13 protein-coding genes are annotated in these 20,711 nt (G+C 37.9%); 8 read left to right on the top strand and 5 right to left on the bottom strand.

The features are described from left to right. The first annotated feature begins 20 nt into the window (after window positions 1–20). Window positions 21–1,007, top strand: a complete 987-nt coding sequence (glpX, locus tag ACFIJ0_RS07930) for a class II fructose-bisphosphatase (protein WP_375623990.1) — start codon at window positions 21–23, stop codon at window positions 1,005–1,007. Window positions 1,008–1,107: 100 nt separating this feature from the next. On the opposite strand, the gene ACFIJ0_RS07925 is transcribed toward glpX, so the two are convergent. Further along, window positions 1,108–2,214, bottom strand: a complete 1,107-nt coding sequence (locus ACFIJ0_RS07925; protein ID WP_375623988.1) for a branched-chain amino acid aminotransferase — start codon at window positions 2,212–2,214, stop codon at window positions 1,108–1,110. Between the two features lie 306 nt (window positions 2,215–2,520). Here ACFIJ0_RS07925 and ACFIJ0_RS07920 point away from each other — a divergent pair, with 306 nt between their 5' ends. Continuing rightward, a complete protein-coding gene (locus tag ACFIJ0_RS07920; protein ID WP_375623986.1) occupies window positions 2,521–2,793 on the top strand; it encodes a hypothetical protein in 273 nt (90 codons plus the stop codon). Between the two features lie 179 nt (window positions 2,794–2,972). Here the strand turns inward: ACFIJ0_RS07920 and ACFIJ0_RS07915 are convergent, their stop codons facing one another. The 3 genes from ACFIJ0_RS07915 to ACFIJ0_RS07905 all read right to left on the bottom strand — a co-directional run bounded on the left by ACFIJ0_RS07915 (window position 2,973) and on the right by ACFIJ0_RS07905 (window position 8,631). Further along, the gene (locus ACFIJ0_RS07915) at window positions 2,973–5,489 is read right to left on the bottom strand and encodes an SPOR domain-containing protein (RefSeq protein WP_375644300.1); all 2,517 of its coding nucleotides are present in this window, start codon (window positions 5,487–5,489) and stop codon (window positions 2,973–2,975) included. 151 nt (window positions 5,490–5,640) lie between these two features. Beyond that, on the bottom strand, window positions 5,641–7,398 hold the full coding sequence (argS, locus tag ACFIJ0_RS07910; RefSeq protein WP_375623982.1) for an arginine--tRNA ligase: 1,758 nt from the start codon (window positions 7,396–7,398) through the stop codon (window positions 5,641–5,643). A 30-nt stretch (window positions 7,399–7,428) separates the two neighbouring features. Continuing rightward, window positions 7,429–8,631, bottom strand: coding sequence for a deoxyguanosinetriphosphate triphosphohydrolase (locus tag ACFIJ0_RS07905; RefSeq protein ID WP_375623980.1), 1,203 nt, complete (start codon window positions 8,629–8,631; stop codon window positions 7,429–7,431). Between the two features lie 108 nt (window positions 8,632–8,739). Between ACFIJ0_RS07905 and ACFIJ0_RS07900 the strand changes: the two genes are divergently transcribed. The 5 genes from ACFIJ0_RS07900 to glmS all read left to right on the top strand — a co-directional run bounded on the left by ACFIJ0_RS07900 (window position 8,740) and on the right by glmS (window position 14,285). Further along, entirely contained in the window at window positions 8,740–9,063 is a 324-nt protein-coding gene (locus ACFIJ0_RS07900; RefSeq protein ID WP_375623978.1) for a HesB/IscA family protein, read from the top strand. A 39-nt stretch (window positions 9,064–9,102) separates the two neighbouring features. Further along, the gene (locus ACFIJ0_RS07895) at window positions 9,103–10,092 is read left to right on the top strand and encodes a carboxypeptidase regulatory-like domain-containing protein (protein WP_375644308.1); all 990 of its coding nucleotides are present in this window, start codon (window positions 9,103–9,105) and stop codon (window positions 10,090–10,092) included. A gap of 46 nt (window positions 10,093–10,138) precedes the next feature. Further along, the gene (locus ACFIJ0_RS07890; protein ID WP_375623977.1) at window positions 10,139–10,924 is read left to right on the top strand and encodes a cytochrome c biogenesis CcdA family protein; all 786 of its coding nucleotides are present in this window, start codon (window positions 10,139–10,141) and stop codon (window positions 10,922–10,924) included. Between the two features lie 14 nt (window positions 10,925–10,938). After that, window positions 10,939–12,288, top strand: coding sequence for a bifunctional UDP-N-acetylglucosamine diphosphorylase/glucosamine-1-phosphate N-acetyltransferase GlmU (gene glmU / locus ACFIJ0_RS07885; RefSeq protein ID WP_375623975.1), 1,350 nt, complete (start codon window positions 10,939–10,941; stop codon window positions 12,286–12,288). Window positions 12,289–12,461: 173 nt separating this feature from the next. Then, complete coding sequence (gene glmS / locus ACFIJ0_RS07880; protein ID WP_375623973.1) at window positions 12,462–14,285, top strand: glutamine--fructose-6-phosphate transaminase (isomerizing); 1,824 nt, start codon at window positions 12,462–12,464, stop codon at window positions 14,283–14,285. A 392-nt stretch (window positions 14,286–14,677) separates the two neighbouring features. On the opposite strand, the gene recG is transcribed toward glmS, so the two are convergent. Continuing rightward, window positions 14,678–16,786 (bottom strand): ATP-dependent DNA helicase RecG, encoded by a 2,109-nt coding sequence (gene recG, locus ACFIJ0_RS07875; protein ID WP_375623971.1) that lies wholly within the window; start codon window positions 16,784–16,786, stop codon window positions 14,678–14,680. A 401-nt stretch (window positions 16,787–17,187) separates the two neighbouring features. On the opposite strand from recG, the gene dnaE reads away from it, so the two are divergent. Then, window positions 17,188–20,655, top strand: coding sequence for a DNA polymerase III subunit alpha (gene dnaE, locus ACFIJ0_RS07870; protein WP_375624104.1), 3,468 nt, complete (start codon window positions 17,188–17,190; stop codon window positions 20,653–20,655). Window positions 20,656–20,711 lie beyond the last annotated feature (56 nt).

Here is a 20,711-nt window from a genome sequence, read left to right as displayed (position 1 = left end):
ATTAGGTAGGATTCTTTCATATGCCCACAACTCAGAAGATTTTAAATGGACTTGATCGTATTTTAACGCTTGAATTGGTACGTGTTACTGAACGTGCTGCTGTTGCTGCTGCACGCTGGCGCGGACGTGGCGATGAAAAAGCTGCGGATCAGGCTGCTGTAGATGCAATGCGACAGGAACTTAATCGATTGCCTATTGATGGTACAGTGGTGATTGGTGAAGGTGAGCGGGATGAAGCGCCTATGCTTTATATTGGAGAAAAAGTAGGTCTTCAAAGTGGATTGGCGATCGATATTGCACTTGATCCACTAGAGGGAACAACACTTTGTGCTAAAAATATTGCCAATTCTTTGGCAGTAGTTGCAATTGCTGAAAAGGGTAATCTCCTTTACGCTCCTGATGTTTATATGAAAAAAATTGCTATTGGTCCTGGTTATCCAAAGGGAGTAGTAGATATAGATGCTTGTCCTACCGATAATATCCATGCTCTTGCGAAGGCTAAAGGAGTGGCTGTTAGTCAGATTGTTGTTTGTATTATGGATAGACCTCGTCATGAAAAATTGGTTAATGAAGTACGAGCGACAGGGGCGTCGATTCGCTTGATAGGGGATGGAGATGTTGCTGCTGTTATTGACACAACTGATCCAGAAGAAACAGGTATTGATATCTATATGGGGATTGGTGGAGCACCTGAAGGTGTTTTAGCTTCTGCTGCTTTGCGCTGCATTGGAGGACAGATGCAAGGTCGTTTGCTGCTTGATACAGAAGAGAAAATTGCTCGTGCAGATAAAATGGGGATTAGTGATCCCAATAAAGCTTATACAATGGAAGAAATGGTAAAGGGTGATGTTTTGTTTTCAGCAACAGGGGTGACAGATGGCAATATGCTTTCTGGTGTTAAATTTACATCTCGTTACATTCAAACGGAAACTCTCGTAATGCGCTCCCATACGGGTACAGTCCGTAATATTAAAGCACAGCATAGAGATCATTCGAAATTTGATTAATGTTTTTTTTGTCACTGAAAATAGAGGGAGTTTTTTAGGAAATACGCTTCCATGAATCTCCTTTCATGGAAGCGTTTATAGATATGAGAATACCTTATTATTATGAGAGCTGAACAGAATGCACCCAGCCGTGGGTGTCTTCTTTATTGCCTTTTTGAAGATCAACGAGCTGTGTGCGAAGTTGTTTCGTGATTTCTCCAACTGTTTCATTTCCGATAATAAATTCGCCATCTTTGTATTTGAAACGACCGATTGATGTGATAACAGCGGCCGTACCACAAGCAAAGACTTCCCTAAGGTGACCACTTCTTGCATCTTCCTTGAGCGATTCAAAAGAATAAGGGCGCTCTTTTATTTTTAATCCCATTTGTTGAGCTAACCTTAAGATTGAATCACGGGTTATCCCTGGAAGAATAGTGCCGTTAAGTGCAGGGGTTATAAGTGTATTATCTGCCATAATAAAGCAGACATTCATACCACCAAGTTCCTCAATCCATTTATGTTCAACCATATCAAGGAAGAGTACTTGGCTACAATTATTTTGCGTTGCACATTTTTGTGCCAATAAGCTTGCTGCATAGTTACCGCCACATTTTGCAGCGCCTGTGCCCCCTGGTCCAGCACGGCTATAATCTGTTTCAATCCAGACGCTGACAGATTTTTCTTCTCCTTTGAAATATGATTCAACAGGTGAAGCGATGATGCAGAAAATATATTCTTCAGAAGGGCGAACTCCCAAAAAATTTTCATTACCAAACATAAATGGACGTATGTAGAGACTCGCATTAGGATGATCAGAAACCCATTTTTGATCAATTTTTACTAATTGATGAACGGCATCCAGAAAAATATCTTTTGGCAATTCTGGCATAGCTAAACGTTGTGCTGATTCTATAAAGCGTTGTGCATTGGCATCAGGACGGAAGAGCAAGATGCGCCCATCTTTTGCACGATATGCTTTTAAACCCTCAAAAATTTCCTGTCCGTAATGTAAAACGGTACTTGCAGGGTTAATTTCTAAAGCTTTGTATTGAGAAATGATGGCATTATGCCAGCCTTTGTCTTCAGTCCATTGAATAGTACACATGTGGTCTGTAAAAAATTGACCAAAACCGGGTCTTTTTAAAATTTCTTCACATTTTTCTTCTGACAGAGGAGATGGGTGTTTTTCTATTTTAAAGGGAAGCGATGATATGGGAGATTTCATAAAAAAACCTTTTGAGTATGTTTCATTTTTATTAATAAAAATAATGAGATATTTTAATCACAACTCTATTATTAACAAAACCTTTGTGTCAATGTTTTATTATAGAACACAAAGGGGCTTATTATAGAATTCAAAGGCTATGGTAGATGTTTTAATTCTATTCTCGCCTCTTTTTCTCAACTTTATGAAGTACGCTGGAACTTTTTTCTATAATTATCGTTTTCTCAAAATAAGTATCTGAATAATTTCATATATGCATATTTTCTAGAAATTTAAAGGTAAGGGAATTGAGAAAAGGAATCCACTATGATTGATAAAAATTATCACACATATGAAGAACGTATGGCCGCAGAAAGAAGAGATCGTGAACAACGTGTTTCAATTGCTAAGGGCATTTTTGCTATTCTTCTTGCGGTCGTTATTATCTGGTTTATTTTTGGTTTTTTAGGATCTTTTTTTGCAAAATCTCCTGAACATAGTTCGCGTTATAATACTCCAGAAACAAACCAAAGCGTAACAACGCCTAAAAAAGATTTAAATTCGCTCCCTTCTGTACCTTATACCTATAAGGCTACGTAGTGATTTTTTTATAAATCTAATCTTTTAGATAGGGTGAAAATCGACGTAGATTAAAGAATAAAGTCAGCACAAAGACATAAAAAAGATTAGATGATTTTAAGCTCTGAAGTTTTTGATAAGTAATTAAATGGTATGGAAATAAATAATGCGACGGTTTTAATAACTGTTGCATTATTGGTTTAGCGTGTGATGAAGCAACTTCCTCCAGAATTCTTTATAGCTTCACAAAGATTTATGGCTTCATTACGGTTTTGCGTTTGAATCCGAACACGGTAATAAGTACCTTTTCCTGGTATAAAAGCAGATTGAATATTTAAAGAACGGGCACCGATAAGGAATCCAAATTTAGATTTCATATTTTTTAAAGAACTTCTAGCTAGATCATGGGTTGGTTGAGATGCAAGTTGTACGTAATAACTTTCTGAATTTTGCGCTGCGACTCTGTTTGGTGATGTGAGGCGAGACGCGGCGGGTGTTTCAATTCGTGTATTTCTTTCTGCATAAGAAGGAATAGGGATAAATTTTTCTTCAATATTTGAGCTAGAAGTATTTTCTGCGATTATTTTATCAATATTATTTTTGAGATCATGGTCTATTTCTGGATCGTTTATATCAGAATCATGCGACGAAACAAAGGACGAATCTTGAAGTTCATTAGGAGTTTGATCAATGCTTTCTTCAGATTGAGCAGCAGTTTTACTCTTTGTTTGATGCACGGGAGCTAGTGTAACTGTACCATCTTGATTTACAATAACAGTTTGTACTTCTTGCGTGGGAATAGTATGATTTATGGCTTCTGTGACGGCATCTTCAACATCAGATTCATTTAAAGAAGAAAATGAAACGTTTGAAGATTCTTCAGGATTTAATTCTTTTAAATTTTTAGGTTGTTCAGAGTTATCAATAAGAAATTGTTGTGTATTTTCTTGTTTCTCATTTTGTTCAATTGTTTGTTTATAAATATCTAAATTATGTGCAACATCATTTTTCGTTTCAGTTGTTTCTGATTTGAATTTAAAAGGCGTATTATCAGCGTGGATAATGACCGTTTCTTCATTTTTTTGCGATGGCATAAAAAAGTGAGAATAACCAGCAAACCCAATTCCTATTAAAATAAGTATAAAAATACCTTTAATGAAAGTTTTACCAAAAATAAAACTTTTTAAGGGAGGAGGAGCTGATGGATGCGTGGGAACCTCATCTGAGCTTGTGGATGATGAATTCTTGCTAAAAGAAGGAAAATTATATTCCATATTGGCAGAAGAAAAATAGTCAGAATTTTGTTCTTTAGAGTTTATATAAACACCTTCTTTTGAATTTTGCATAGACTGATGAAAAATTTCACTAAAAACCTCATTTTTCTGTTGTTTTTGAGAAAAATTATCCGTTGGGACATTTCCTACATTGAGTACATCAGCAAATTCTTCTTCTAAACCACCACTAGTTGGCACATCATATTCTGGCGCTTCATACGGGACTTTTGGAACCATAATAGGGCCAGTTTTTTCTACGATTTCCTCTGAAAATTTATAAGTATCAACATTGGGAGGGGGAGTATCTCTGTGCGTGTAGTTATGGGTAAAAAAGCCATCCGTTTGTTTTGTATTCAAAGAGGCTGATGAGGAAAGAAACTCATCTGAATTATTTTCATTATGTGAAATTTCTCTATTTGGGTTAGAGACACCTTCGGTGTTATTGATGTATTGGGCTTGAGCCTCATTATGTCTTGGAACTTTTTCGCTATAAGTTTCTTCTTGTGAGAGATTTTCTTCAAAAAAATGGGGATAATTGGTTGTATGATCTTCTTGTGAAGCCCCCTTTAAATAAGATTGTTTATCAACTAGTGGAGAATCTAAAGGTGAGGAGAAGGTACTTTTTGTTTGATTTCTTGCAGTGTTTTGTCTTTCTGACACAAGGTTAGAAGATGAGAAAAATTCGTTTTCCTCTGTAGAAGAGGAGACATCAGGATAATCTTTTTTAATCCAATTTTCGTGATCAGCTGAAATTTTATAGGGATGGTTTATGGGAGTGTCGTAGAGGTTTTGATGGTCATCATAAGTTTGTTGTATATCTGCAGTTTTAGGCTGTTGTGAATTTATTTGTGAAAAACGATTGGTTTGTTCAAAAGATTCTGGAATATCTCTCTTATTTTCGTGCTTTTCAGATTTATCAAAAAAGAAATTTTTTGATTCTGATTGTGAAATAAGGTTACTTTTCTCAAGAAAAGGATTAGCACTGGTTGCTGTTGTTTTCTGTTGAGGTGATTGATTCTTTGGGATTGGTAATGGAGAAAGCGCATCTAAAATTTGTTCTTCATCATGACTGCTAGGTGAAGAATATTTCTCTTCAGATAAATTATTTTGTTTTGAATGGTTGAAAGAAGCAGCTTGTGCAATATCTGAGGCTGTTGCGTTGCTGGTTGCATGCAAGTCCCATTGTTTTTTTTGATCATCAAACGGTAAGTCATGTGTTAAATTATTTTCAAGTTCCTCTTCTAGAAAGGATAAATCAAAATCATCATCATGGGATGATGTTTCGGGGTGAGATGTTGGTCGATCTGTCTGTAAAGAAGATTGCTCATTTTGGTTTCCGCTTTGTTTGTGCGGATTAAAAATGCGCGTAAGCCTTTCCACAGGATCATGGTGTTCATGATCGTGTGTCGTTTCGTATAGATTCTTGCGATCGTTATCGCTCATAGCTTTTCTCACATGGTGATTTGCATCTGCGTGCAATCAATGGTTGATTTTGATTTGTTATATTAAAACTATAAATTTTCCCCCTCTCATGCAAGGATACATGAAAAAGTTTATCAATAGAGTACCTATTGTATGTATTTATAGAACTTTTTCAACGCATTTCTATTGGTGCTTCGACTCCTATGATGGTAAGTCCTGATGATAAAATATTGATAACAGCTTGTATCAACCCCAATCTTGCAAAGGATAACTCTTTATCATCAGGTTGAATAAAGCGTAAATTGAGACTTTCACTCCCTTTATTCCAATGGGTGTGAAAGCTGGAGGCAAGGTCATAAAGATAAAACGCTAATCGATGCGGTTCTTTATGAACTACGGCCTGTTCAATGATACGTGGATATTCAGAAAGCTTGCGTATTAACAATATTTCATGGTCATCTGTTAATCGATGAAGATGGGCGGTTAATGTATCATTTGAAAAGCTTTTAATATGAAGTACTTCTTGTGCTTGACGAAAGACTGAGTGACAACGTGCACTTGCATATTGTACGTAAAAGATGGGGTTATCTTTTGATTGTTCTGTTACTTTTGCAAAATCAAAATCAAGAGGTGCTTCACACTTACGGTATAGCATCATAAAACGCACAGGGTCACGCCCGACCTCTTCGACAACATCCCGTAGAGTGACAAAAGATCCTGCTCTTTTTGACATCCGTACAGGATGACCGTTGCGAAAAAGTTTTACCAATTGACACAAGAAGACGCTTAATTTAGCTTTATCCCCAGAAATTGCTTTTGCCATTGCCTCTAGCCGCTTTACATAGCCAGCATGGTCTGCGCCTAGAATATAGATCATTTCATCAAAATGACGATTAAATTTATCCCGAAAATAAGCAACATCAGCCGCAAAATAAGTGTAAGAACCGTCAGATTTGATTAAAACACGGTCTTGGTCATCACCGACATTTGTTGAACGGAACAAAGTTTGTTCGCTTGGTTCCCAGTCTTCTGTATTTTGTCCCTTGGGAGGGGGAAGTTTTCCTTTGTAGATATAACCATTTAAAGTGAGGTCGTTGATGGTGTTACGAATGGCGCGTGCATTATCTGCATAAAGCATTCGCTCAGAAAAAAAGATATCATGATAAATATTAAGAGCAGCCAAATCTTTGCGAATCATAGACATCATTGCATGAATTGCACGTTCTTTCACAAGAGATAAGGCTTCATCTTTATCCATCGTGAGGAGTTGGTCCCCAAACTCTTGAGCAAGCGATTGACCCAATGGTATCAAGTATTCTCCAGGATAGAGTCCTTCTGGAATTTCATTAATTTCTTGCCCAAGAGCCTCACGATAGCGCAATAGTACAGAGTGGGCGAGGACTTCGATTTGTTGACCGGCATCATTGATATAATATTCTTTCGTAATGTTATAGCCCGTGAATTGCAGCAAATTGGAGAGAACATCCCCAACAACCGCTCCACGGCAGTGTCCTACATGCATTGGCCCTGTCGGATTTGCTGAGACATATTCAACATTGATGCGTTTTCCTTGTCCCATTGGGATACGACCATAAGAAGAGCCTAATTCAAGCATGGATTTTATAGCATCTTGCCAAAATAATTTTGTAAGCTTTATGTTTATAAAACCAGGACCCGCAACATCTATATTTTCGATAGAGGAATCATTTTTAAGAAGTTCTATGATTTTATCTGCAAGTGCACGTGGATTGATGCCAATAGATTTTGCAAGCACCATAGCAGCATTGGTTGATAAATGTCCATGGGAGGAATCACGCGGAGGATCAACAGTGATTTTTGATAAATCTAGATCTTCTCCATTTTTTCCTTTTATATCAGATAATTCAATTGATCTCTTAATTTTTTTTTCGAAGTTTTTAAAGATATTCATATTTAGCTTCCATGATGATGCCAAAAGCCATTAAACGAAATTATCTGTATGGTCAAATAAACGGTGATATTCACGTAGAGCGTAGTGATCCGTCATGCCTGAAAGGAAGTCAGCAATCAAACGTGCTAACTCTTGTTTTTTTAAGTGCACTGTTTTGCTCTGCCAACTTTCAGGCATTGTATTTGGATTTTCATAATAACAATTGAATAATTTTTGTACAATGCATTTTGCTGCATTGCGACGATTAAGAACTTGTTCATGGTAGTAAAGATTTTTAAATAAAAAGTTTTTTAGTTCTTTTTCATAAACGGCCATTGTCGGTGAAAAGTTGATAATGGTCTGTTTTGCTTGGTGAATATCGTTTATGCTTGTTGGTTTGAGGCGTGCTAAATTTTCTTGTGATTGTTTGATGACATCTTCAACCATGGTTGTTATTTGTCTTCGTACAAGTGTGTAACCGCGACGCGCGTGGTCGAGGTGGGGATGCTCATCTGTTATATCTTTTAATATTGCTGCTGTTAGTGAAACATGTTCAAATTGATCGAGTGTTAAAAATTGTGAACGTAGACCATCATCAATATCATGCGCATTGTATGCGATATCATCTGCAATAGCAGCACATTGCGCTTCTAGTCCTGCAAAACAATCGAGTGCAAGGTCTTGCTTTGCATTGTATTGTAAAATATCGATAGGAACCTCCTTATTTTTCGCGTGAGGACCTAAAAGGGGACCATTATGCTTTACAAGTCCTTCGAGGGTTTCCCATGTAAGGTTAAGTCCATCAAAATTTGCATAGCGCTGTTCTAGTTTTGTGACAATGCGTAATGCTTGTGCATTATGATCAAAGCCGCCATAATGTATCATGGCTTCATTAAGAGCATCTTCTCCAGCATGGCCAAAGGGCGTGTGTCCAAAGTCGTGAACAAGGGCAATGGCTTCGGCAAGGTCTTCATCAAGACACAGGGCACGGGCTAATGTTCTTGCAATTTGAGAAACCTCTATGGAATGGGTTAGGCGAGTACGATAATGATCGCTTTCATCAGCAATAAACACTTGCGTTTTATGTTTAAGACGTCGAAATGCATTAGAATGGATGATACGATCTCTATCTCGTTGAAAAGGTGAGCGTGTGGTGCTCATCGTTTCATGGAATAATCTACCACGGCTTGTTTGTGGATGAGCACTGTACACTGCTCGAGATTGGTAATTGAAGTTGATATTGCCTATATCCATTGCAAGCTGTCCATTATCATCTTAAAATTGAGAATAGTTTATGACAAATAAACTTCTCTTTGAGTGTGGAATACTCTTTCTTCATGGTTTAATGCAAGGATATATAAAATGAATGTGAAAATTTCAGATGCTGCTGCCAAAAAAATTGCACAGATACTTTTGCGTGAACCCGATAAAATAGCATTACGTATTTCTGTTGAAGGTGGTGGGTGTTCTGGTTTTTCTTATAAATATGACTTGGTTTCTGAAATGTGTGAAGATGACCTCGTTCTCAAAAAAGATGGGGCAGTTGTGTTTATTGATTTCCTATCACTCCCTTTCATGGAAGGAGCTGAGATTGATTTTGTTGATGATCTTATGGGGCAGTCTTTTCAAATCCACAATCCCAATGCTGTTTCATCATGTGGTTGTGGTGTGAGTTTTTCAATTTAAAATGATGGCTTTGTGATATTGTTTCTTGAAAAAAATATCATGTTGGTCAACAATGTAAAAATGGGTATTCTTATAAAAATAGTGCACCGATGTGTATGGTTGTGCGTGGTGCTTACTTTATTGACTTGGAGCCACTGTGCTTTTTCTGAAGAAGGAGAAGGGCAAGATCAGCAGCGGGGACAATCAAGGAGTTTTATTGTAAAGTCTCAAGAGCAGGAAAAAGAAAATTTAGCATCTCAAACACAACTTATTTTGAATGCTCGATTAACAAATAGTCATCCGGATATTGAAAAAGGGCTTGTCTGGCGGGTTTATGCCCCTATTCTAGGGATTGATAATAAATTACCATTAGTCGCAATCTATAAGGGGGGAAGTGCACGTTTTGATCTCGAACCAGGAAGTTATCTTATTCATGTCTCATTTGGTCATATGAGTGCTGTGCGCCATATTCGCCTAGAAAATGGACAGAGTCTTGTGAAAAACTTTAATCTTGAAGCTGGTGGTGTCATTTTAAATGCAACACTGCTCAATGGGTTAATGAATGAAAAGGAATTACGTTTTACCATTTATGAGGATGAAAAAGAAAATGATGATACGGGGGTGATTTTATCAAATATTAAACCCCAATCAGTTGTGCGTTTAAAAGCTGGCCGCTACCATGTTGCTTCCCATTATGGTTCTATTAATGCGACGGCTCGTTCGGATATTCAAGTGGATGCTGGTAAAATAACAGAAGTTACCCTTGAGCATCAGGCCGCTCAGATTGTCTTAAAACTGGTACGACAAGAAGGAGGGGAAGCGCTTGCAGATACAAGTTGGTCTCTTGCCAATGATTCTGGTGATATCGTTTATGAAACAGTTGGTGCTTATGTTTCACTCGTGTTAGCGGAGGGAGAGTACATTGCAATTGCTAAAAATAAAGATAAAATTTATCAAAAAGTTTTTTCAGTCGTTTCTGGTCATGATGAAGATATAAGTGTGGTGGCGAATGAACAAAATATGCAACGAATTGATGAAGATGTGGATTGATCGTTGTTCATGGGGGTAAACTATGATGAGAGACGGGGTATGAGTTTTGATTGAAATTTCAACAGTTGGTGTGTTTTTTGCTGGGGCACTCTCTTTTTTGTCGCCCTGTGTTTTGCCTTTAGTTCCTCCTTATTTGTGCTATATGGCAGGTATTGGTATTGATGATTTTCGTTCAGAAAATCGTGATGAGAAAGTCTTTATACGATGGGCTTTATTGTCGTCTGTTATTGCTTTTGTTCTTGGGTTTACGACTGTTTTTGTTGCTTTAGGTGCCAGTGCTAGCACAATTGGCAAATTCATCGGTTATTATCGTGATTTGTTTGCCCTTGCTGCTGGAATTGTCATTATTATTTTTGGTTTAAATTTTTTGGGAATTTTCAAGATCGCTTTTTTATTTCGTGAAGCGCGTTTTCAGACCAAAAAAACACCTTCTGGTCCTTTAGGCGCGTATATTATTGGTTTAGCTTTTGCCTTTGGTTGGACACCGTGTATTGGCCCCATTTTAGGTCCTATTATAACGCTTGCTGGAACAAAAGAAACTGTGGGAGAGGGAGCTGTTCTATTAGCGGTTTATGCATTAGGTCTTGCTATTCCTTTTATGTTGGCAGCTGTATTTTCGAGCAGTTTTATGCGATTTTTAGGAGCTTTTCGTATTCATTTAGGAAAAGTTAAAAAAATTATTGGTGTTTTTCTTATTCTTACAGGGATTTTGTTTTTAACAGGCTCTATGCAGGATCTCTCATTTTGGCTTTTAGAACATTATCCTTCGTTAAGTTATATTGAAGATATTCGTTGGCACGATATTATGAATTTTTTTGGATTTTCTCGTTAGTCTTATGTGTTTTTATGGTTAGAAGTTGTCTTTCTATTGTTCTTGCCGCAGGTGAGGGGACGCGCATGAAATCGTCTCTGCCTAAGGTACTTCATAAAATTGCTGGATTGCCTCTTATATGCCATGTTCTAAAACAAATAGAATTGGCAGGCTCTTCACAATTAGCAGTTGTTGTGGGATTTGGTGCTAAGGAGGTTACGCACGTTGTTCAGTCATTTATAAAAGATGTGATGATTTTTGAACAAAAAGAGCGTTTAGGAACAGCTCATGCTGTTTTGTCTGCTCGTTCAGTTTTGCAAAAGGAAGTGGATGATGTTCTCATTGTTTTTGGGGATACGCCTCTCATTCAGCAAGATTCATTACACCAAATGCGTGCACAGCTTGCTGATGGAGCAGATGTTGTTTTTGCAGGTTTTTATACCCAAGATCCAACAGGTTATGGGCGTCTTCTCGAGAAAAATGGTCAATTGATCGCAATTGTAGAAGAAAAAGACGCTAGCGATGAAGAAAAAAAGATTTCTTTTTGTAACGGTGGAATACTTGCTATGCGTGGAAAACATGCACTTTCTCTTTTAGAGAAGGTGGGTAATAACAATGTGAAAAAAGAATATTACTTAACAGATATTGCTTCTCTTGCAACACGCGAAGGATTAGATGTGCGTGTTGTTGAAGTTCCTTTTGAAGATATTGTAGGAATTAACAACGGTTTTGAGCTTTCTGAGGCTGATTCTTTATGGCAAAAACGTAAAGCGCGCGATTTAATGTTATCGGGTGTTACACTCTTAAAACCAGAAACTCTCTATTTTTCGTATGATACAGAAATTGAACCAGGGGTGGTGATAGAACCAAATGTTTATTTTGGATTAAGTGTGAAAGTACAATCTGGTGCTGTTATTCATGCATTTAGTTATCTCGAAGGTGCTGTGGTTGGTAGGGATGCACAGATTGGTCCCTATGCACGTTTGCGTCCTGGAACAGAGTTGGCGAAGTCCGTAAAGATTGGAAATTTTTGCGAAATTAAACAAGCAAAAGTGGGAGAATCTACTAAGATTAATCATTTGAGTTATATTGGCGATGCAGAAATTGGTGCATATAGCAATATTGGAGCTGGTACCATTACTTGCAATTATGATGGTTTTCACAAATACAAAACCATGATTGGTGATCATGCTTTTGTTGGGTCTAATACGGCACTTGTTTCCCCATTGGTAATAGGGGATGGCTCTTATGTTGCTTCAGGAAGTGTTATTACTGAAAATATTCCTATAAACAGTATGGCTTTTGGGCGTGCACGACAGGTTATAAAAGAGGGCTATGCGACAAAATTTCGAGAGCGCTTGTTAGAAAACAAACAGAAAAAATGATTATTTTCAGTCTATTCCTTTGTTTCGTGTTAATCTAACGATGGATAGGATGTTTATTCTTAGAAGATTGCCGTACTCCATGTTTGAATTATTTTATTATTTATAGTTTTAAATAAAGGCTGTTGGATTGTTTTATAAAATTTAAATCTTAAGATGTGGGTTGGAGCTTTTTAATGTGTGGAATTATTGGAATTCTTGGAAAGAGGTGTGTTACGTCCTCTTTGGTTGATGGTTTAAAACGTCTTGAATATAGAGGGTATGATTCATCTGGGGTGGCAACAGTCCATAATGGGCATCTTTATCGTGTACGTGCTGAGGGGAAGCTTGTTCATTTAGAAGAAAAATTAAAAAAAACACCTCTGGAGGGAAGTTTAGGGATTGGTCATACCCGTTGGGCTACGCATGGAATTGCTGTTGAACGCAATGCACATCCCCATGTGACTGAAAAGCTTGCGATTGTTCATAATGGTATTATTGAAAATTTTGTAGAATTGCAAAAGGAACTCATAGAGGATGGTTATATCTTTGAAACAGAGACGGATACGGAAGTTATTGCACATTTAATAACGCGTGCATTAAAAGATGGTCTTTCTCCGAAAGAAGCTATACGTACCAGTTGGAAAAGGCTGCAGGGGGCTTTTTCTATTGCTCTTATTTTCGAAGGTGAAGATAACCTTATGATTGCGGCTCGTTCTGGTCCACCTCTGGCAATTGGTTATGGAAAAGATGAATTTTTTGTGGGGTCAGATGCGATTGCTTTGGCACCATTCGTTGATCATATTAGCTATATGGAAGATGGGGATTGGGCTGTTCTCACACGGGAAGGCGTCACAATTTATGATGTATATAATCAACCGGTAAAACGTCCTGTGACAACATTACTTGAAGAGGCTTTATTGATTTCTAAGGGTAATCATCGTCATTTTATGCATAAGGAAATGTTTGAACAACCTGAAGTGATTTCTCATAATTTGGCGCATTATCTTGATCTTGGAAATTATGCCGTTCGACCCCTTGAGAATTTGATTGATTGGAAAAATATTCATCGTCTCCTTTTTGCGAGTTGTGGAACGGCTTATTATTCAACCTTAGTTGCGCGCTATTGGTTTGAGAAATTTGCCGCTTTAAGTGTTGATAATGATGTTGCTTCGGAGTTTCGTTATCGTGAACCTCCTATAACGTCTGATGTGTTATCGCTGTTTGTTTCTCAATCTGGTGAGACAGCTGATACATTGGCTTCTTTGCGTTATTGTCGTGAGCGGGGTGTAAAAACAGCAACAATTGTGAATGTAGAGCAATCAACAATGGCGAGGGAGGCTGATTTTATTCTTCCAACACTTGCCGGACCGGAAATTGGTGTTGCTTCAACAAAAGCTTTTACCTGTCAATTGGCAACGCTTGCTTCATTAGCACTTACTGCTGCTAAACAACGTGGCTATCTCTCGGCTCAAATGGAACAGCAATTGGTTCAACAGTTGGCAGAAGTTCCACGTATTTTAAATGAGGTTTTAAAATTAGAGAGCAAAATTGAATGTATTTGTCGTGATTTGGTGAATGCAAAAAGTGTTCTTTATCTGGGACGTGGAACTTCTTATCCGATTGCTTTGGAGGGAGCCCTTAAATTGAAAGAGCTTTCTTATATTCATGCTGAAGGTTATGCGGCGGGTGAGTTGAAGCATGGACCAATTGCTCTGGTGGATGAGACAATACCCATTATTGTTGTTGCACCTTATGATCGGTGGTTTGAAAAAACTTTTTCTAATATGCAAGAAGTGGTAGCCCGTAATGGTCGTATTATTTTAATAACCGATAAAAAAGGGGCAGAGGTAGCTTGTCTTAAGACGTTATCAACGATCACTTTGCCAGATGTTTCAGAATTTATTGCTCCTATTATTTATGCACTCCCCGTTCAGTTAATTGCTTATCATACGGCTGTTTTATTAGGAACAGATGTCGATCAACCCCGTAATTTAGCAAAATCAGTCACGGTTGAATAAAAGTGTATTTCTGAATCTTTTGGAGAATAATCAAGTGTAAGAAATTGATTTATAATGATAGCTTATTTTTCCATTTTTCTCTGTTGAACGAGAATACCGGAGACAGAATTTTTCTTTCTAAATTCTTTACGATAAAATAAAAAATATTTTCTTACCTGTCAAAAAATGGATCAGCTATGTGAATATAATGGTAAAAAAAGACGCAATATCGCTTCTAATGTTTTAATGCAAGAATAATTCAGATTAGAAGAAAAGAAGCTGTTGTTGGTTTGTTACTCCTTCATGAAGCATAAAGATGGTAAGGGATTGCGTAGATCATTTATGGGTTATTCTAAGATAGAAAACCGTATTTGAACAGAGAGGTATTTTAATTTTTTATTAGAGGGTCTTTGTTATCCTGCTCGCAAGAGGCGTGTAGCATCATCGTGTCCGAAAAGGTAAAGCAGCAACCGTAAAGCTTGTCCTTGCTGAGAAGAAAGATGAGGATCGCGTTGTAAAAATAAACGAGCATCTTTTCTTGCCATTGACAAAAGATCGCTATGAACTGCAAGGTTTGCTATATGAAATTCAGGGACTCCAGATTGTTTTGTACCTAAAAGCTCTCCTTCGCCTCGCAGGCGCCAATCTTCTTCAGCGATTTCAAAACCATCTTCTGTATTGCGGATAATATTAAGGCGTGTTGCTGCTGTTTTAGTCAGTGGATCTTTATAGAGCAAAATGCAGGAAGATTTTTTATCGCCTCGTCCTACACGTCCACGTAATTGGTGCAATTGTGAAAGGCCAAAATGTTCTGCGTGTTCGATGATAATGATCGAAGCATCTGGAATATCTACTCCCACTTCAATGACGGTGGTTGCAACTAAAATACGTGTATTTCCACATTTAAAAGATGCTATAGCGGCTTCTTTTTCTGCTGTAGACATTTTTCCATGGATCATACCAACGTGTGCTCCAAAGCGTTCATGGAGAAATGCAAAGCGGTTTTCAATTGAAGTGAGATCAAGAGCTGTCGATTCCTCCACTAAAGGACAAATCCAATAGAGCTTTTCTCCTTTTTCTAATGCAATTGCGATTCGCTCTATAAGCTCATGAAGACGTTTCAAAGAAAGCATTGCTGTTGTAATGGGTTGTCGTCCCATTGGTTTTTCTGTAATTTTAGATACATCCATATCACCAAAAGCTGTTAAGACAAGCGTGCGCGGAATGGGCGTGGCGGTCATAACCAGCATATCAGGTTTATTGCCTTTTTCTGTAAGAGCGATACGTTGATGGACACCAAAACGATGTTGTTCATCTATAATGGTTAAGGCAAGATTGTTATAAGTAATGCTGTTTTGTATGAGAGCATGGGTTCCGATGACAATAGAAACTTGACCTGATAGAATATCATTCAAGATATTTGTCCGCAATTTCCCTTTTTCTCGTCCTGTTAAAAGAGTTGTTTGTAATCCGACCTTTTCGGCAAGAGGAGCAATGGTGGCAAAATGTTGCCGAGCAAGCACTTCGGTTGGTGCCATTAAAGCTGATTGTCCTGAATTTTCAGCAATTTGTGCCATTGCCATCAATGCAATAACAGTTTTTCCTGCGCCTACATCACCTTGAAGCAGTCTTAGCATCGGTTCTGGTGAAGCAAGATCATTTGCGATATCTTCTACTGCTTTTTTTTGTCCGGTTGTGAGTTGAAAGGGGAGGACATTAAGCAATTTTTTAGTATACATTCCTGTTGAAGGTCGAGAAGTGCCAACAAGAGATTTGGTTTTCAAACGCACGAGTCCTAGTGCCAATTGACAAGCGAGCAATTCATCATAGGCAAGACGTTTGCGTGCTGTACTTTCTAAGGATAGATCGTCGGGATTAATGGGCGCATGGATACGGCGTAAAGCAACAGAAAAAGAAGAAAAATTTTGCTGCTTTTTCACATTTTCATCTATCCATTCTGGGAGGAGAGGAATAAAATCAAGAGCGTTTTGTATGGCGCGTCTTAGTGTTTTTGCAGCTAGTCCTGCAGTAGAGGGATAGACAGGTTCGATGAGAGGAATCTGGTTTGATTGTTCGCTTGGAGCAATATAGTCGGGATGCGCTATTGAAAATTGCCCATTAAACCATTCAACTTTTCCTGATACAGTGACTCTTTTCCCTTCAGGGAGTTGTTTTTTTAGCCAAAGAGGCTGAGCGTGAAAAAAGACTAAATTTACTTTTCCTGTTTGATCATGGGCAATAACACGATAGGGGATTTTGTTATGACCACGGGGCGGTGGTTGATGTTGATCGATAATAATTTCGAGCGTAACAGTGTCTCCTTCTTTTATACAAGCAATGCTGGGACGCATTCTGCGGTCTATGACGGAATGGGGCATTAATTGAAGAAGATCAATAAGGGTTGCTTCGCGTTGTGTAGGATTAACATTTAAGAGTTTGGTTAGTAAACCATAGGCTTTAGGTGTAATACCAGAAAGAGTTCGAATAGAATTAAAAAGAGGGGTAAGAAGACTTGGAGGCATGAGCAAATTTAACCTGCTCTTTTTGTTTTTTCTAGACCTTTAGAAGAGCTTTTTGGGGATAAAGTCATAAAGAGGAGGTTACTTTATTTACACATTGAATTTTAGGAAGATAAATTAATATTTAAAGATAAATACAATAAAAAGTGCAAAAATTAAAGTGCTTAGATGAGGTATATTGTTTTTCTTTTTATTTTAGGTGTTTATTTGCTGTGAATAGAAGCATTTTCTTGATAGAACTCTCTTATAAATATTAATAAAATTGGGATATTGCTTCTATGTAGGATGATGAATTTATAGCTTTAAAGTTATGATAAACAGAAGTTTTTTTCTTTTATAAGGGGCGCTGTTTGGCATTTATTTTGTAGTGGGGAATTGTGAGAGTGGTAAAAAATAAAAATAAAATGCAAGAGAACAAAAATTCTCTTCCTCGCTTTATTCATTTGAGAGTGCATTCAGCTTATTCTTTGCTCGAAGGAGCTTTAAAAATCCCCCAAATTATTCAACAGGCGATTTCAGATCATGCACCAGCGGTTGCTATTACCGATACCAATAATTTATTTGGTGCTTTAGAATTTTCACAGCATTGTCTTTTTCATGGGATCCAACCTATCATTGGTTGTCAGCTTACTGTTGATTTTTGTGATGAAAATGATCATTCACGTTTGGCTAAATGGCGTAATCCTTCTGATTTTTGCTCTATTGTTCTGTTGGCTGCTAGCGAAACCGGTTATGCTCATTTGGTTCGTCTTGTTAGCCGTGCTTATCTTGATAAATGTGATACTGATCCTCCTCATATTAAAGCTAATTGGTTGTCGGCACACAGTGAAGGAATAATTGTTTTAACGGGAGGCAAGGGAGGACCTATTAATCTTTCTTTGGCAGAAGAAAAAAAAGAACATGCTGTTGAGCGCTTAATTTATTTGAAAAAATATTTTGCTGATCGTCTTTATGTGGAATTACAACGGCATGGCTTTTATGATCGGAGAGTAGAAGCTGATCTTATTGAATTGGCTTATGCACATGAAATTCCTCTTGTTGCAACAAATGAAGCCTTTTTTCTGAAGAGAGAAGGGTATGAAGCGCATGATGCGCTAATGGCTGTTTCAGAAGGACAAATAGTCTCTAATCCAGATCGCAAACGTGTGACGCCAGATCATTATTTGAAGTCACAAGATGAAATGGTTACACTGTTTTCTGATCTTCCAGAAGCTTTAGAAAATAGTGTTGAAATTGCATTGCGTTGTCATATTGCTACGCCTCTTCGGAAACCGATATTACCTCGTTTTATAGAACAATCTGCTAATTCAGAAACTACTTTGGAAATAGAAGATAGTGAGTTGTTAAATCAGGCTAAAGCTGGTTTGAAGATGCGGCTTGAAACAATTGGATTGGCTGAAGGGTATACGATTGCAGATTATGAGCAGCGTCTTGATTATGAAATTTCAGTTATTACGCGTATGCAATTTTCTGGATATTTTCTTATCGTTTCAGATTTCATAAAATGGGCAAAGGTTCATGATATTCCCGTTGGACCAGGACGGGGTTCTGGTGCTGGTTCACTTGTTGCTTATGCATTGACGATTACTGATGTTGATCCATTGCGGTTTTCTCTTCTCTTTGAACGTTTTCTCAACCCAGATCGTGTTTCGATGCCAGATTTTGATATCGATTTTTGTCAAGAGCGGCGCGAAGAAGTTATTCAATATGTTCAAAAAAAATATGGACGTGATCAAGTTGCTCAAATTATTACCTTTGGTAAGTTACAGGCACGGGCAGTTTTGCGTGATGTGGGGCGTGTTTTAGAAGTTCCTTATCGTCAGGTGGATTATCTTACAAAATTAATTCCTGCCACGCCAGGAAGTCAGGTAGAATTGGCTGATGCTATTAAGGATGAACCAAAATTTGAAGAGGAAAAGAAAAAAGATCCCGTTGTTGGACGCGCATTAGATATAGCACTTCAGTTGGAGGGACTTTATCGTCATGCTTCGACTCATGCTGCTGGGATTGTTATCGGAGATCGTCCGCTTTGGGAGCTTGTCCCGATGTATCGTGATCCTCGTTCTGATATGCCTGTTACACAATTTAACATGAAATATGTTGAACAGGCGGGGCTGGTAAAGTTTGATTTTCTTGGATTAAAAACGCTTACTGTTTTGAAAATGGCAGTCGATTTTGTTGCCAGAAAGGGGATTAAAATAGATTTATCAAATATCCCTCTAAATGATGAAGCAACCTACTCTATGATGGCACGTGGTGAAACGGTTGGCGTGTTTCAGGTGGAAAGTTCTGGTATGCGCAAGGCGTTGATTGGAATGAAGCCAGACCGTATTGAAGATATTATTGCGCTGGTCGCACTTTATCGTCCAGGTCCAATGGAGAATATTCCAACCTATAATGCACGCAAACATGGGGAAGAGGAAATTGCTTCTATTCATCCTAAAATAGATCATCTGATCAAAGAAACACAAGGTGTTATTGTCTATCAAGAACAGGTGATGCAGATTGCTCAGGTGCTTGCTGGCTATTCGCTTGGAGAAGCCGATTTATTACGTCGTGCTATGGGGAAAAAAATTCATGCTGAAATGCAAAAACAGCGTACGCGTTTTGTCAATGGAGCTGTTGCAGGTGGTGTGGATAAAGATCAAGCTGATATTATCTTTGATCTTTTAGCAAAATTTGCCGATTATGGTTTTAATAAATCGCACGCTGCTGCTTATGCAATTGTTTCTTACCAAACAGCTTATATGAAAGCAAACTATCCCGTTGAGTTTTTAGCTGCTTCAATGACCTATGATATGACGAATACAGATAAGCTCAATGATTTTCGGCGTGAAGCATTAAGGCTGGGTATTGAAGTTATTGCACCTTCTATACAAACATCTCATCGTGTTTTTGAGGTTGGTGATAACTGTATTTATTATTCTCTTGCTGCCATTAAAGGTGTGGGAGAAACTGTTGTGGATCATATTGTTTCTTGTCGTGGGAATAAGATTTTTAAGGATCTGGAAGATTTTTGTGCGCGTGTTGATCCTCGTATTGTTAATAAGCGTGCGATGGAAAGTTTAGTTTGTGCTGGTGCTTTTGATTGTTTTAATATTGCACGTGAGGTTTTATTAGCCAATCTTGAAATCCTTCATGCGCGTGCACTTCGTATTCTCGATGACAATTCTAGTGGGCAGTTTGATATATTTGGAATGGCAGGCGGATTAAAAGAACCATTGATTTTATCGCAAGCAACTCCTTGGTTGCCGGCTGAGAAACTTTATCGAGAATTTCAAGCCATAGGTTTTTACTTTTCTGCGCATCCATTGGAGGAGTATCAAGCTATTCTCAACAAAAAACGCATTCAGACTTGGGATAATTTTGCCAATGCCGTTAAAGGGGGAGCAACGGCTGCACGGCTTGCTGGAACTGTTGTGGCAAAAAACGTACGCAAAACAAAATCTGGTAAAAAAATGGGAATTATTCATTTTTCTGATACAAGTGGACAATATGAAGCAGTTCTCTTTTCTGAGGCACTCTCGGATTATGAAGAGATGCTAGAACCCGGAAAATCTTTTATTATTACGGTGAGTGCAGAAAATCGTTCTGAAGGAGTTAGTTTGCGAATTGAAACAATTCAGTCTTTGGAAAAGGAATCATTACAACAGCATAAAATGATGCGTCTTTTTATAAAAACAGTTGATATGCTTCCACAAATTGAACAAAATTTAAATCTTGGGGGGAATGGAGAGGTTGGGCTTATTTTAATTCAAGAGGATGGATTGCGAGAAGTCGAAATTGCGCTTCCTAAGCGATATAAGGTAAATTCACATGTCGCAAATGTTATGAAGTTAATTCAGGGTGTTGTTGATGTAGAATTGAGTTAAAGAAAGATTAAAGATAGGAGCTGATTTTGAGTGGAGTCTTTGCTTTTAGGAGAGCT

Source organism: Bartonella sp. OC68QHHN (genome assembly GCF_042193875.1).
GTDB classification, from domain to species: domain Bacteria; phylum Pseudomonadota; class Alphaproteobacteria; order Rhizobiales; family Rhizobiaceae; genus Bartonella; species Bartonella grahamii_A.
This window is presented reverse-complemented; position numbering and strand designations above follow the sequence as displayed.